Origin of the sequence: Thioalkalivibrio sp. AKL8 (genome assembly GCF_000380525.1) — a bacterium.
Lineage (GTDB): Bacteria > Pseudomonadota > Gammaproteobacteria > Ectothiorhodospirales > Ectothiorhodospiraceae > Thioalkalivibrio > Thioalkalivibrio versutus.
Map to the genome: position 1 here is coordinate 158,690 of NZ_AQYF01000006.1, position 13,902 is coordinate 172,591.

Here is a 13,902-nt window from a genome sequence, read left to right on the forward strand (position 1 = left end):
GCTCCCCTGCCGCTTCAGCTTCCATGGGCATCGCCGGCTACTGCCCGTACCGTTGCGATTCGAACGGGACGTAGATCTCCAGCGGCACCGCCCCCAGGTTGAGCCCCAGCGCGGTCTGCTCCAGGTTCTGGATGCGTCGGTCGATGAAGGCCAGGGTCTGGCGCCGCATCAGGAAGGTATACGGCTGGTCCTCGTGCAGGATGCGCTCGGCCTCGCGCCAAAGCTCCATGCGCGCGGGCTCGTCCACCTCGCCACGCGCCGCCTCGATCACCGCATCCAGCTCGGGATTCTGGTAGTGGATGAAGTTGTCGCCACCGGAAACCACCTGACTGGAGTGGAACATCTGGTAGATATCCACCTCCACACCGCTGGTCCAGCCCAGGGTGATGGCATCGAAATCCTGGCGGGTGAGTTGTTCCAGCATCACCGACCACTCGGTCGGCGACGGGCGCATCTCGATCCCGGCCCGCGCAAAGAGGTCGCGCAGGAACAGCGCGATGCGGCGGGTGTCCTCGTTGTCCTGGAAATACGACAACTCGAAGGAGAACGGCTCGCCGTCCTCGTTGACCAGAACGCCATCGCGATTGCGTTCGCGGAAGCCGGCCTCGGCCAGCAGCTCCAGGGCGCGCTCGACATCATAGGGGATCGGATCGAGATCCGGATTGTGCTGATCGCTGCGCGGTGAAAACGGGGAGATCGCGCGCTCCGCATACCCCAGCATGACCTCCTCGATCAGCCGGTCAACGTCGGTCAGGTAGCTCATCGCCTGGCGCACCCGCGGATCGGCGAAACGCGTCGGCTCGCCATCGCGCTGCTGGTTCCAGGCAATGTACGAATAGCCGGCCGTGGGGCTCATGTACTCGTGGGTATCCGCGCGCTCGCGCAGGGCCTCGTCGTCGCGCAACCGGGCATACTCGCGCGGGCGCGCCCCGTAGACGTCGATATCCCGATTGCGGAAGGTGGTCAGACGCGCACTGTCATTCTGAATGACCCGCCACACCAAACGATCCAGCGGCGGCTCCACCGGCCCCCAGTAACGCGGGTTGCGCTCCAGTTCGATACGGCCGGCATCCGGGGTCCAGCCGGTCGGATCCTCCATGCGGTAGGGTCCGGACCCCAGCAGGATGCCGCGCGACTCGTTGAAGGTCTCCGGATCCTCCAGGTAGCGCCCATAGAAGTGTTCCGGCAGGACATCCAGGCCACCCGCCACCCGCATGGCGTCGAAGTATGGCTCCTCGAACACGAACCGCACCGTGCGCTCGTCGACGGCCTCGACCGCCTCGATCTTCTCCAGGAAGGCCCTCGCCCTCGGCACCGCGATGGCGTCGGTCATCAGGAAATCGAAGGTGAAGCGGATATCCTCGGCCGTCAGCGGCTCCCCATCGGAGAACTGCAGCCCCGGGCGCAGGCGGAAGGTCAGCTCGGTACCGGTATCGTCGAACTCCCAGGATTCGGCCAGCAACCCCTGCCACTCCAGCGTCTCCGGGTCGCGCACCACCAGCGACTCCAGCACGTAGTTCTGCACCTCGGAGGCATAGGCATCGGAGGAGACATACGGCGTGATGGTCGCCAGGCCCGTGCCAAAGGCCTGCACCAGCCAGTCACCCTCGGCGTAGTCCTCCTGCTCGGCCGCCCGCGCCGCTCGCCGGAACGCCGAGGGGACATCGTCCGCCCGCGCGGCACGCTCGCCATCCATCCCGGCGAAGCGCCCGGAGGCAAGGTCGGATTCCAGGCCCTGCAGGCTGCGCCGCAATGCACGGAGATCCCGGGCCTGCTCGGTCATGGTGCTCTGCATGGAGGCCATGCGTTGCCACTGGCGGTCGATCTGGACCATCACCAGCAACAGCAGGATACCCAGCACGATCAGGGTCACGATCCAACCAAAATGACGACTCACAAGGCCTCCGGGTTGCTGCGGTGGCAGTCCGGCAGGCCCGATTCCGGGGCGCCGGGTGGGCGGCCCTGAAGACCGCAAGTGTTCGCACTATAGCAAGCCGCTCCCTCCGGCTCATCGGGTGCTGGCCGCACTTGCGGCACATCGGTATGATCCCGAAGACAGTCGCGTCCGTCCCCGGTTCCGCTCGCGGTCGGGCGCCGTCGAGACGACCCGCCCGGGTGCGTCGGCACGGATCAGAATCAAGGAGTTTTACATGGGTTTTCTCAAGGGCAAACGCGCACTGATCGTCGGCGTGGCCAGCAACCGTTCCATCGCCTACGGCATTGCCGCGGCCATGCATCGCGAGGGCGCCGAACTCGCCTTCACCTACCAGAACGAACGCCTGCGCGATCGCGTCGAGAAGCTGGTTGCGGATTTCGATTCCGACATCCTCGTGCCCTGTAACGTCGAGGACGATCGCGAGATCGAACAGGTCTTCGAGCACCTGGACAATTACTGGGACGGCGTCGACATCCTGGTGCACTCGGTCGCTTTCGCGCCCAAGGAGCAGCTGGAGGGGGACTTCCTCGACAACATGACCCGCGACGGCTTCCGCATCGCGCACGATGTCAGCTCGTACAGCCTGGCCGCGCTGGCCAAGGCCGGGCGCGGCATGATGAAGGACCGCGACGCCTCCATCCTCACCCTCAGCTATCTGGGTGCCGAGCGCTCGATGCCCAACTACAACGTGATGGGCCTGGCCAAGGCGAGCCTGGAGGCCAATGTGCGTTACCTGGCCTACACCCTGGGGCCGGAAAGCACCCGGGTGAACGCGATCTCCGCGGGTCCGATCCGCACCCTGGCGGCCTCCGGCATCGGCGACTTCAAGCGCATCCTGGATCACGTCCAGGCCAACGCGCCGCTGCGCCGTAACGTCACCACGGATCAGGTCGGCAACGCCGGCGCCTTCCTCTGCTCCGACCTTGCCTCCGGGATCACCGGCGAAGTGATGTACGTCGACTCCGGCTACAACACGGTCGGCCTGGGCGCCGCCGAGATCGGCCTCGAAACATAAGGCGACCCTGCGGTACCCGGGCGATCCCGGGTACCAGAAAAAAGCCCGGCACCGCGCAAGCGGGCCGGGCTTTTTCGTGGTCGGGAGCGCACCAAGCGCCCCCTCACGGTTCTGCGGCGACTAGTCCAGCGCGTCGGGGAAGCGCTTGATCTCCGCCTGCTCTTCCAGCCATGCGAGATAGGACCGGAATTCGGCACTCCCGTAGGCGTTGCCAATCTGGTCGCGCGCCTGCTGGCGCGCCGCGGCATCCACTGCGTCCTCGCCCATGCGTACGGCTTCCAGCACGGTCACCGCGAAGTCACCATCCCCGACCCGGGCGCCGGCAATCTCCACCGCGCCCTCGCCTGGCGCCGGCAGCCGGAACAGGTGGTCCTGCAACCCGGTTGGCAGATCGCCCGTCCGTTCACGGGTGATCTCGACCGACCGACTCCATTCTCCGTTCTCCACGGCCTCGGCGGTCCAGTCATCGGCTTCGCGCAGTTGCTCGATCAGGGCCTCTCCCGCCTCACGCGCGGCATCCGCGGCGGCCTGACGCTGCAGGCGCTCGCGGATCTCGTCCTCCACCTCCGCCAGCGGGCGCACCTCGGCCGGCTCGTGCTCATCGACACGCAGGATCACGGTGGAACGGTCCTGCAGGTCGATCGCCTCGCTGTTGTTGCCGTCTTCCAGTACCCGCGGGTCAAACGCCGCATCGCGGATGGAACGATGGCGGGCGATGCCATCGCCCGAGCCGCGGGAGAACCAGTCGCTGGTCTGGACCTCCAGGCCCGTTGCGTCGGCGGCCGGCTCCAGAGTGTCCGGAAACTCGATTGCCAGTGCCATCAGGTCGTCCAGAGCGTCGATCTGCAGCTGTTCGGCCGTCCGGTCGCGCAGATCCTGCTCGACCTCCTCGCGCACCTCTTCGAACGGCTGCGCCCGGGATTCCTGGATCGCGGTCACCTCAAGGATGAACCAGCCACGATCCGTTCGTACCGGCTGACTGATGAGGTCCTTCGGCAGGGTGAAAATGACGGTCTCCAGGGTGGAATCCAGATCGCCCCGGGCGACCTCGCCCAGGCTGCCACCACGGTCGGCCGTCAGGCTGTCTTCGGAGTATTCCTCCGCCAGGTCGCCGAAGTCCTCGCCATCATCCAGGCGACTACGCAGTTCACGGATACGCGCCTCGCCATCCTCGTCGGTATCCTGGATGCGGATCTGGCGCACCTCGCGCAGTTCCGGCTCTTCGTAGCGACTGCGATTGACCCGGTAGTGTTCGCGCACCTGATCCTCGGTGACATCGACCCCGGCCTCCAGGCCTTCCGGGTCCAGGCGCAGATAGCTCACCCGCACCCGTTCCGTGGTCGTGAAGTCTTCCGGATTGGCGTCGTAGTAGTCGCGGATCGCGTCGTCATCCACCACATCCGGACGATCAAAGTCGTCTGCGGCGAAGACCTTCCAGCTCGCAACCCGCGTCTGGTTGCGCAGGCGGCTGTAATCCTCCACCAGGGCTTCCGGCACCACGCCCGTGGCCTGGATGCCACGCTGAATTTGCGACATCACAATACTGCGGGCGATGTCCTGCTCGAAGTCGGCCGGGCTGATGCGCTGGGCATTCAACAACTGGCTGTAGCGTTCGCGGCTGAAGCGGCCCTCCTCCTGAAACACCGGCATGCCGCGGATCTCGCGCAACACGCTGTCGCCCGCCGCCTTGAAGCCGGCGGAATCGGCCGCCTGGCGCAGCAGTTCCTGGCGGATCAGGGTCTCCATCGCCTGCAGGCGGATGCCCTGCTCGTCCAGGACGTCATCCGGGATCTCGCCGCCAAACATGCGCGCCATCTCGTCGCGCTGGGCGCGGGCCTCCTGGTGCACGTCGCGCACCGCGATATCCGTGCCGTTCACCTCGGCGGCGACCAGCGGGCCCGCCCCGCCGAAATACTCGCCCAGGCCCCACAGGGCAAAGGGGATGGTGATCAGGCCAATGATCACATAGGCGAGCCAGCCGCTCGCCCGGTCACGAATCGCTTGCAACATGATGGTCTCTGCTCACTCCGGCAATTAGGAGGAAAACGGGAATCAGCGGCCGATGGTAGCAGGCACGCCCGCGCGCGTCTGCGCCTGGGCTCGGGTGTCTGCCACGCAGCGCGCGCTGGCAAGAAGAAGGGCCCGACCAAGAGCGTCTACCGGAAGATCAGAAGACTCGATGGGAGGCGGGGCGAAACTGGACTGGTCTCCTCGCATGAAGCCTTGCGCACTCTCGTGCCGGCGCCGATCGCTGGGGACATACCTCGGAGCCGTCGGCCCGGAGGATCGGACCTCGCATTCGATGCGCTCGCGCGATGACAGTGCCCGGCCCCGGACTCCCGGAAATGCCTCTCGGGCTTTGTTCCGCCCTTCCCACGTTCCGATCGACTACTGTGGACCTTGGTCTGGCCCAAAGACGTGGCTTCGAGCGCTCCGTGGTAGCCAACAAAGAAAAAGGCGCCACAAGGGCGCCTTTCTCAAAGATGGCGGAGCGGACGGGACTCGAACCCGCGACCCCCGGCGTGACAGGCCGGTATTCTAACCAGCTGAACTACCGCTCCGTATTCGTGCAGCGCAACCAGGGTCAGGGTTGCACTTGGTGGGTGCTGACGGGTTCGAACCGCCGACATTCGCCGTGTAAAGGCGACGCTCTACCAACTGAGCTAAGCACCCCATAAAGCGCGCTAGTTTACTCGATCCTTGAGCGCTTTACCAGCCTTGAACGAAGGCGTTTTCGACGCGGCAATCTGAATGCTCTCACCGGTACGCGGGTTACGGCCGGTGCGGGCTTCGCGCTCGCGCACCAGGAAGGTACCAAAGCCCACGAGGGAGACCTGGTCACCCTTGGCGAGGGTATCGCCGACCACACTCACCAAGGCATCCACGATGTTGCCGGCCTGGGCCTTGGGAACATCGGCTTCCGCCGCGATCGCGTCGATCAATTCGGATTTATTCATGAAGCGCTTCCTTATCTCAGTGGTGACTCAGGCTTTCTGCCGGACGGGGCCTAGCTTACACCAGCCGGGGACCTTTTCTCCATGGCCCCGCGACTGCCCTCGGCACGAAATCAGATGATGCGCATGGGGTTATAGCAAGCCCCCCGAAAAAGTGTCAAACGCCCGCCCGGCGGGGCCCTCGGGCCGGCTTGAACCAACACACAAAAAACCGCGGGCGCCGATGAATCCAGCGGCCGCGGTTTCGCACCAATTACAGATGCTTAGTGATGCCGGACCCGACGGCGACCGGATTCCTTGGCCGGCTTGACGACTTCCTCGACCTTCTCCGGCGTTTCCCCGGCCTTGCCTTCCGGCATGTGGGTCAGCGCGAGCTCGAGGACCTCGTCGATCCAGCGCACCGGACGAATATCCAGCTTCTGCTTGATGTTCTTCGGGATGTCGACCAGATCCTTCTCGTTCTCTTCCGGGATCAGGACGGTGCGAATCCCTCCGCGGTGGGCGGCCAGCAACTTCTCCTTCAGGCCCCCGATCGGAAGAACCTGGCCACGCAGCGTGATCTCGCCGGTCATCGCGACATCCGCACGCACCGGGATACCGGTCAGTGCCGAGACGATCGCGGTGCACATGCCGATGCCCGCGGACGGGCCATCCTTCGGCGTCGCGCCCTCCGGCACGTGGATGTGCAGGTCCTTCTTCTCGTGGAAGTTCTCCTCCAGGCCCAGGGCCTCGGCGCGCGAGCGAACCACGGTCAGGGCGGCGTGGATGGACTCCTGCATTACATCGCCGAGCTTGCCGGTCTGCTGGGTCTTACCCTTGCCCGGGACCACGCTGGCTTCGATGGTCAGCAGCTCGCCGCCGACCTCGGTCCAGGCGAGGCCCGTGACCTGACCGACCTGATCGTTTTCCTCGGCCAGGCCGAAGCGGAAGCGACGCACGCCGAGATATTTCTCCAGCGTCTTGGGTGTGACCGAGGTGGTGCGTGCCCGCTCCTTGTCGCTGGCCAGCAGACGCTGCTTGGCCACCTTGCGGCAGACCTTGGCAATCTCGCGCTCCAGCGAGCGCACGCCCGCCTCGCGGGTGTAGTAACGCACCATGTCGCGCACCGCCGAATCGGAGATCTGGATCTCGGCCGGCTTCAGGCCGTTGGCCTTGATCTGCTTGGTCAGCAGGTAATTGTGCGCGATGTGGACCTTCTCGTCCTCGGTGTAGCCGGACAGGCGGATGACCTCCATGCGGTCCAGCAACGGCCCGGGGATGTGCATGCTGTTGGCCGTGGCCACGAACATCACGTCCGACAGGTCGAAATCGACCTCCAGGTAGTGGTCGCTAAACGTGTGGTTCTGTTCCGGATCCAGCACCTCGAGCATCGCCGAGGCCGGGTCACCGCGGAAGTCCATCGCCATCTTGTCGATTTCGTCCAGCAGGAACAGCGGGTTGCGCACACCGACCTTGGCCAGGTTCTGGATGATCTTGCCCGGCAGCGAGCCAATGTAGGTCCGGCGATGGCCGCGGATCTCGGCCTCGTCGCGCACGCCGCCCAGCGCCATGCGCATGAACTTGCGATTGGTCGCACGCGCGATGGACTGCCCCAGCGAGGTCTTGCCAACCCCGGGCGGGCCGACCAGGCACAGGATCGGGCCCTTCAGCTTGCGCACGCGGGACTGCACCGCGAGATACTCGAGGATGCGTTCCTTGACCTCTTCCAGGCCGTAGTGGTCCTCGTTGAGGATCTTCTCGGCGCGCGTCAGGTCCTTGCTGACGCGGGTCTTTTTCTTCCACGGGACGTTGACCAGCCAGTCGATGTAACTGCGCACGACGGTGGCCTCGGCCGACATCGGAGACATCATCTTCAGCTTGTTCAGCTCGGCGGTGGCCTTCTTCTTGGCCTCCTCCGGCATCCCCGCCTTCTCGATCTTGTCGGCCAGGTCTTCCTGCTCGTTCGGCGCGTCCTCGAGATCCCCCAGCTCCTTCTGAATGGCCTTCATCTGCTCATTCAGGTAGTACTCGCGCTGGGATTTCTCCATCTGCTGCTTCACGCGGCCACGGATCTTCTTCTCGATCTGCAGCACATCCATCTCGCCCTCGATCTTGGCGACCAGGTGCTCCAGACGCGCGCGCACATTGGCGATCTCGAGGACTTCCTGCTTTTCCTCCAGCTTCAGCGACATGTGCGCGGCAATGGTGTCGGCCAGGCGCGAGGTGTCGTCGATCCCGGCCAGCGAGGTCAGGATCTCCGGCGGGACCTTCTTGTTCAGCTTGATGTACTGCTCGAACTGATTCAGCGCGGAGCGGCCGAGGATCTCCAGCTCCTTGTCCTCGGTGTCGTATTCCTCGTCGATCAGCCGGATGTCGGAGACGAAGTAGTCCTCTTCCTTCTCGACATTGCCGGTAGTGGAGATATCCATCACATGGGCGCGCTGGGCGCCCTCCACCAGCACCTTGATGGTGCCGTCGGGCAGGCGCAGCAGCTGCAGGATATTGCCCAGGGTGCCAATCTGATGCAGATCGCCGGCCTCTGGCTCGTCGACCTCCGCGCTCTTCTGCGCGACCAGCAGCACCTGCTTGTTCTCGGCCATGGCCGAATCCAGCGCCCGGATCGACTTCTCGCGACCCACGAACAGCGGGATGACCATGTGGGGATAGACCACGACATCGCGCAGCGGCAGCACCGCGACGCGCTTGACGGGGGAGTCCACCTCGTTCTGGGAGGAGTGGGTATCGGTCATGTTGCCCCCTAAGGGCTGGACGAATGTACAGGAGGAAGTGGGGGCGGCGGCGCCCGTTTCAAGGGCGCCGCGACACTTCCGCTCAGGAATCCGCGGCAGCCTGCTTCTTGGCGAACGAGTCGTTCTCGTAGACCAGGTACGGCTCGGCATCGCCACGGATCACCGCCTCGTCGATCACCACCTTGCTGACCCCCTCCATGGAAGGCAGCTCGTACATGGTGTCGAGCAGGATGTTCTCCATGATGGTGCGCAGACCGCGCGCACCGGTCTTGCGGGCCATCGCCTTGTGGGCGATCGCGGACAGGGCATCGTCGCGGAACTCGAGCTCCACGCCCTCCATCTCGAACAGACGCGCATACTGCTTGATCAGGGCGTTCTTCGGCTGGGTCAGGATCGTGATCAGTGCGTCCTCGTCCAGCTCGTCCAGCGTCGCCTGCACCGGCAGACGGCCGACGAACTCGGGGATCAGGCCATAGCGCACCAGGTCATCGGCCTCCAGCTGCTTCAACCACTGGCCACCGGACTTGGCCGCCTCGGTGGTGCGCAGCTCGGCGCCAAAGCCGATCCCGCCCTTCTCGGCGCGCTGCTGGATCACCTTCTCCAGCCCGGAGAAAGCACCGCCACAGATGAACAGGATATTGCTGGTATCGACCTGCAGGAATTCCTGCTGCGGGTGCTTGCGCCCGCCCTGCGGCGGCACCGAGGCGGTGGTGCCCTCGATCAGCTTCAGCAGGGCCTGCTGCACGCCCTCGCCCGAGACGTCACGGGTGATGGACGGGTTGTCCGACTTGCGCGAGACCTTGTCGATCTCGTCGATGTAGACAATGCCGTTCTCGGCCTTCTCGACGTCGTAGTCGCACTTCTGCAACAGCTTCTGGATGATGTTCTCGACATCCTCGCCCACGTAGCCGGCCTCGGTCAGCGTGGTGGCATCGGCGATGGTGAACGGGACATTCAGCACCCGCGCCAGGGTCTCGGCCAGCAGCGTCTTGCCGGAGCCGGTCGGTCCGATGAGCATGATGTTCGACTTGGACAGCTCGACATCGTCCTTGCCGGCCCGGGCCTGCAGGCGCTTGTAATGGTTGTAAACCGCGACCGAGAGGATCTTCTTCGCGGAGTTCTGGCCGATCACGTAGTCGTCGAGGATCGCGCGGATCTCGTGCGGGGTCGGCAGGGAATCACGCTCGGCGTGACCCACTTCCTGCATCTCCTCACGGATGATGTCGTTGCACAGCTCGACGCACTCGTCGCAGATGAATACGGATGGCCCGGCGATCAGCTTGCGCACCTCGTGCTGGCTCTTTCCGCAGAAAGAACAGTACAGGAGCTTGCCGTCGGCGGGGGGGGTGGTTTCGTCGCTCATCCGTTTGCCTCGGTTGCGATTTCAGTGTTCTTCAGAACATGCCCCGTTTGCCTGGCAGTTGCAAACGAGCCAAGCGGAAGTCCGGTATTGACGCCCCCGCCCCGAAACGGTGCTCGGGGGCGGGCTTGCGAACAACGCGGACTCAATCGCTCGCGGAGTCGCGATGGGTCAGCACGTGGTCGATCAGGCCATATTCCTTCGCGTCGACCGCGGTCAGGAAACGGTCACGATCGGTGTCCTCCGCGATCTTGTCGATCGACTGGCCGGTATGATGGGCCAGCACGCGGTTCAGCTCATCGCGGATCTTCAGGATCTCGCGAGCGTGGATGTCGATATCCGAGGCCTGGCCCTGGAAGCCGCCCAGCGGCTGATGGATCATCACGCGCGAATGCGGCAGGGCATGCCGCTTGCCGGCGGCACCGCCCGCCAGCAGCAACGCGCCCATGCTGGCCGCCTGGCCGACACACAGGGTGCTGACCTCGGGCTTGATGAACTGCATGGTGTCGTAGATCGCCATGCCGGCGGTCACCGCGCCACCCGGAGAGTTGATGTACAGGCTGATTTCCTTGTCCGGGTTTTCCGACTCGAGGAACAGCAGCTGGGCCACGATCACGTTGGCCATATAGTCCTCGACCGGACCCACGCAGAAGATCACTCGATCCTTCAGCAGGCGGGAGTAGATGTCGTAGGCGCGCTCGCCGCGGGCGGTCTGCTCGACCACCATCGGTACCAGGTTCAGCCCCTGGGCGTGTTGTGCGCCCTGGTCGGCCATATCGTGGCTCATTCAGTCGACTCCTTGTTCGGATTCATCACGTCCTGGAAGCTGGTTTCCTTCTCGGTGACCTTGCCCTGCTCGAGCACCCAGTCAACCACCTGATCTTCCAGCACCAGTGACTCCAGGTTGCTCTTCGCCTGGGGATTGGAGCGGTAATACTGCTTCACCTCTTCCGGATCCTCGTAGGTCGCCGCCATCTCCTCGAGATCGCGTTCGACCCGCTCGGCGTCCACCTCGAACCCCTTCTGTTCGATGATGGCACGCAGCGCCAGACCCAGACGCACGCGACGCTTCGCCTCTTCCTCGAACAGGCTGTCCGGCAGCGGCTGCGTCTGCTCGGCGCCGCCGAAGCGCTTCTCGGCCTCTTCGCGCAGGCGGTTGACCTCCGACTTCACCAGGGCATCCGGAAGATCGAAGTCGTGCTTGTCGACCACGGCCTCCAGTACCTGCTGCTTGACCCGGCCCTTCAGGGCCTGGCGCAGTTCCCGCTCCATATTGGACCGCACATCGGCGCGAAGTTTCTCGACCGAGCCGTCCTCGATCCCGAATTTCTTGGCGAACTCCTCATCCACCTCCGGCAGCTTCGGCCCCTCGACCTGCTTGATGGTCAGCGCGAACTGCGCGGTCTGGCCCTTCAGGTTCTCCGCCGGGTAGTCATCGGGGAAGGTCACATCAATGGTCGGCTCCTCGCCGGCCTTCACGCCCGTGAGCTGCTTCTCGAAGCCCTCGATCAGGCGCCCGGCGCCGAGCTCGATCTGGAAGTCTTCGGCCTTGCCGCCCTCGAACTCCTCGCCGTTCAGGCTGCCGACGAAGTCCAGCGTCACCCGGTCGCCTTTCTTGGCCTTGCGCTTGACCTCGGCCCACTCCTTGTTCTGCTCGCGCAGGGAGTCGATCACGCGATCGATGTCCTCGTCCCCGACCTCGGCCACCGGGCGTTCGATCTCGACGCCGCTGAAGTCAGCCACGGCCACTTCCGGGAACACCTGAAAGCTGGCGGTGAACTCGATCGCGTCGTCGCCTTCCAGATTGGTCGGCTCGATGCTCGGGTTACCGGCCGGCTCCAGGCCCTCCTGCTGCACCGCCTCGCGGTAGCTTTCCTGCAGGACCTCGCTCATCACCTCCTGGTACACCCCGGAGCCGTAGCGCTGGCGCACGACCTTCAGCGGGACCTTGCCCGGGCGGAAGCCGTCCAGCTTGACCCTTTTGGCGAGGGACTTTAGGCGATTGTCGACCTCGGTATCGATCCGCTCGGAGGGGACCTGGATGGTCATCTTGCGTTCCAGGTTGCCGGTGGCTTCAACAGAAACTTGCATGGAGGGCCTCGTCATAGTTCGGTAATCGGTCATCCCTGCCGATCGCAGTGGTAACCTTCATGGCTGGTCGGAATGCAGACAGTGGTGCGAAAGGAGAGACTCGAACTCTCACGGGTTTTACCCCACTGGGACCTAAACCCAGCGCGTCTACCAGTTCCGCCACTTTCGCGATCTTGCAGAAAACTCTTGTTGCGTTCGCGCGTTAGCCGCGCATTCTAGCGTGTTCCCCACCCACAAACACAAAGAGCCCGTATAGACGGGCCCTTGTGCCGGTGCGGGGACCGGAGAAAATGGTGGGTCGTGTAGGATTCGAACCTACGACCAATTGGTTAAAAGCCAACTGCTCTACCAACTGAGCTAACGACCCTTTTCGGTTCGGCCCGGAGCGAACATCTGGATCGCCCTGGCCGTTGCAAAGTCGAAGGCCCGGGATCGCCGGGCCTCCAGTGCCGCGTAGTTTACGGCGCGACGGGGAAAACGCAAGACGCGCCCCCGTCGCTATGCCATCAGATGGCTTCCAGCTTGCGCATGCCGCCCGGCAGCAGCTTCATGTCCACCAGCGAGGTGATCAGCGCCTTGCCGAAGCTGGCCTCGTCTTCGTAGACCATCTTGTAGTACTGGATCTTCATGGTCAGCGCCGCGCCGAAGACGATCATGACGAACGTCAGGAAGCCGCCCAGGGCCAGCGTGGAGATCCCGGTGATGCCCTGGCCGATGGTGCAGCCCATCGCCAGAACGCCGCCGAAGCCCATCAGGATCCCGCCGATGAAGTGGTTCACGAAGTCGCGCACCGAAGCGAACCACTCGAAGCGGAAGGCACGCGTGACCAGGGCCCAGAAGAAGGAACCCAGGATCACGCCGGCCAGCGCCATCACGCCGAAGTACAGGACGGTGCTGTCGAAGCCGGTCGACACGTAGCGCAAGCTCTGTCCCATCGGGTTGATGAAGGTGAACGACTGGTTGGCCCAGGGGGCACTCTCGGCCGGGCGCTCACCCGCGTCGGCATCCGCCACGAAGTCCCAGTCCGAGACATAGGCTTGCGGGGTGTAGGTGTCCATGCCGTCATCGACCTGGATGTTGCTGGTCAGCCACCAGGCGCCCAGCACCACCAGACCGATCACCAGCCCCCCCAGGATATTGTCAAAGCTGCGACGGAAGTCCGCGGCCTTGAAGATCAGGGCCAGCAGCAGCACGCCGATCACGAGACCCAGCACCAGGCGCGCGGTCAGGCCGTTCTCTTCACCGGCCACCAGCGTGCCCAGATCCTGGCCCGCCGGGGTGGAGATCGCCAGCGCGGTGGTCCAGTCCATGAACAGCAGGGAGTACAGGGTGTCGGAGGTACCCGGCAGCGGGCGAACCATGTAGAAGGCGATGATCGCGATCACGATCAGTACCATCAGCGACTTGATGTTGCCGCCGCCCACGCGCACCAGGGTCTTGTTACCGCAGCCGGAGGCATAGGTCATGCCGATCCCGAACAGGAAGCCGCCCAAGGCGTGCTCGACCCACTGGAATTCGGTCATGCGATAGTTGGGGAAGGAGCCATCCGCGCTCAGCACGCCGAAGAACTCGAGGATCGCCACGCCCAGCATGGCCACGGCAATCGCCAGCAACCAGGAACGCATGCGTCCGGTATCGCCCATGTTCACCCAGTCGGACACGGCGCCCATGGTGCAGAAGTTGGTCTTGTTCGCCACGGCTCCCATGATGAAGGCGAGGATGAACGCCCCACCCAGGAACGCCATTGCGGCAGTCGAAAAACTGGAGAATTCCATCACGTATCCTCTCGATGAAAGATTTCAGGGCACGCCTGCACC

The 13,902-nt window shown here is 64.3% G+C and carries 9 protein-coding genes and 4 tRNA genes; 1 reads left to right on the plus strand and 12 read right to left on the minus strand.

Annotated elements, in window-relative coordinates:
• Window positions 1-37: 37 nt before the first annotated feature.
• Window positions 38-1,897 (minus strand): peptide-binding protein, encoded by a 1,860-nt coding sequence (locus tag G335_RS0104905; protein WP_018176065.1) that lies wholly within the window; start codon window positions 1,895-1,897, stop codon window positions 38-40.
• Between the two features lie 253 nt (window positions 1,898-2,150).
• On the opposite strand from G335_RS0104905, the gene G335_RS0104910 reads away from it, so the two are divergent.
• Entirely contained in the window at window positions 2,151-2,951 is an 801-nt protein-coding gene (locus tag G335_RS0104910) for an enoyl-ACP reductase (protein ID WP_018143946.1), read from the plus strand.
• Between the two features lie 120 nt (window positions 2,952-3,071).
• Here the strand turns inward: G335_RS0104910 and G335_RS0104915 are convergent, their stop codons facing one another.
• The 11 genes from G335_RS0104915 to G335_RS0104965 form a co-directional block, all read right to left on the minus strand.
• Window positions 3,072-4,961, minus strand: a complete 1,890-nt coding sequence (locus tag G335_RS0104915; protein WP_018176066.1) for a SurA N-terminal domain-containing protein — start codon at window positions 4,959-4,961, stop codon at window positions 3,072-3,074.
• Between the two features lie 474 nt (window positions 4,962-5,435).
• Window positions 5,436-5,512, minus strand: a tRNA-Asp gene (locus G335_RS0104920).
• Window positions 5,513-5,548: 36 nt separating this feature from the next.
• Window positions 5,549-5,624: transfer RNA gene (locus G335_RS0104925), tRNA-Val, on the minus strand.
• An 11-nt stretch (window positions 5,625-5,635) separates the two neighbouring features.
• Window positions 5,636-5,908, minus strand: coding sequence for an HU family DNA-binding protein (locus G335_RS0104930; protein WP_018143948.1), 273 nt, complete (start codon window positions 5,906-5,908; stop codon window positions 5,636-5,638).
• Window positions 5,909-6,168: 260 nt separating this feature from the next.
• Complete coding sequence (gene lon, locus G335_RS0104935) at window positions 6,169-8,634, minus strand: endopeptidase La (RefSeq protein ID WP_018168458.1); 2,466 nt, start codon at window positions 8,632-8,634, stop codon at window positions 6,169-6,171.
• Between the two features lie 82 nt (window positions 8,635-8,716).
• A complete protein-coding gene (clpX, locus tag G335_RS0104940; RefSeq protein WP_018168457.1) occupies window positions 8,717-9,997 on the minus strand; it encodes an ATP-dependent Clp protease ATP-binding subunit ClpX in 1,281 nt (426 codons plus the stop codon).
• A 142-nt stretch (window positions 9,998-10,139) separates the two neighbouring features.
• Complete coding sequence (clpP, locus tag G335_RS0104945; protein WP_018143951.1) at window positions 10,140-10,781, minus strand: ATP-dependent Clp endopeptidase proteolytic subunit ClpP; 642 nt, start codon at window positions 10,779-10,781, stop codon at window positions 10,140-10,142.
• The gene (gene tig / locus G335_RS0104950) at window positions 10,778-12,085 is read right to left on the minus strand and encodes a trigger factor (RefSeq protein ID WP_018168456.1); all 1,308 of its coding nucleotides are present in this window, start codon (window positions 12,083-12,085) and stop codon (window positions 10,778-10,780) included. The genes clpP and tig overlap by 4 nt, the downstream gene beginning before the upstream one ends.
• Before the next feature lie 82 nt (window positions 12,086-12,167).
• Window positions 12,168-12,254, minus strand: a tRNA-Leu gene (locus G335_RS0104955).
• Between the two features lie 122 nt (window positions 12,255-12,376).
• Window positions 12,377-12,452: transfer RNA gene (locus G335_RS0104960), tRNA-Lys, on the minus strand.
• Window positions 12,453-12,591: 139 nt separating this feature from the next.
• The gene (locus G335_RS0104965; RefSeq protein ID WP_026304764.1) at window positions 12,592-13,860 is read right to left on the minus strand and encodes a YeeE/YedE family protein; all 1,269 of its coding nucleotides are present in this window, start codon (window positions 13,858-13,860) and stop codon (window positions 12,592-12,594) included.
• Window positions 13,861-13,902: the final 42 nt, after the last annotated feature.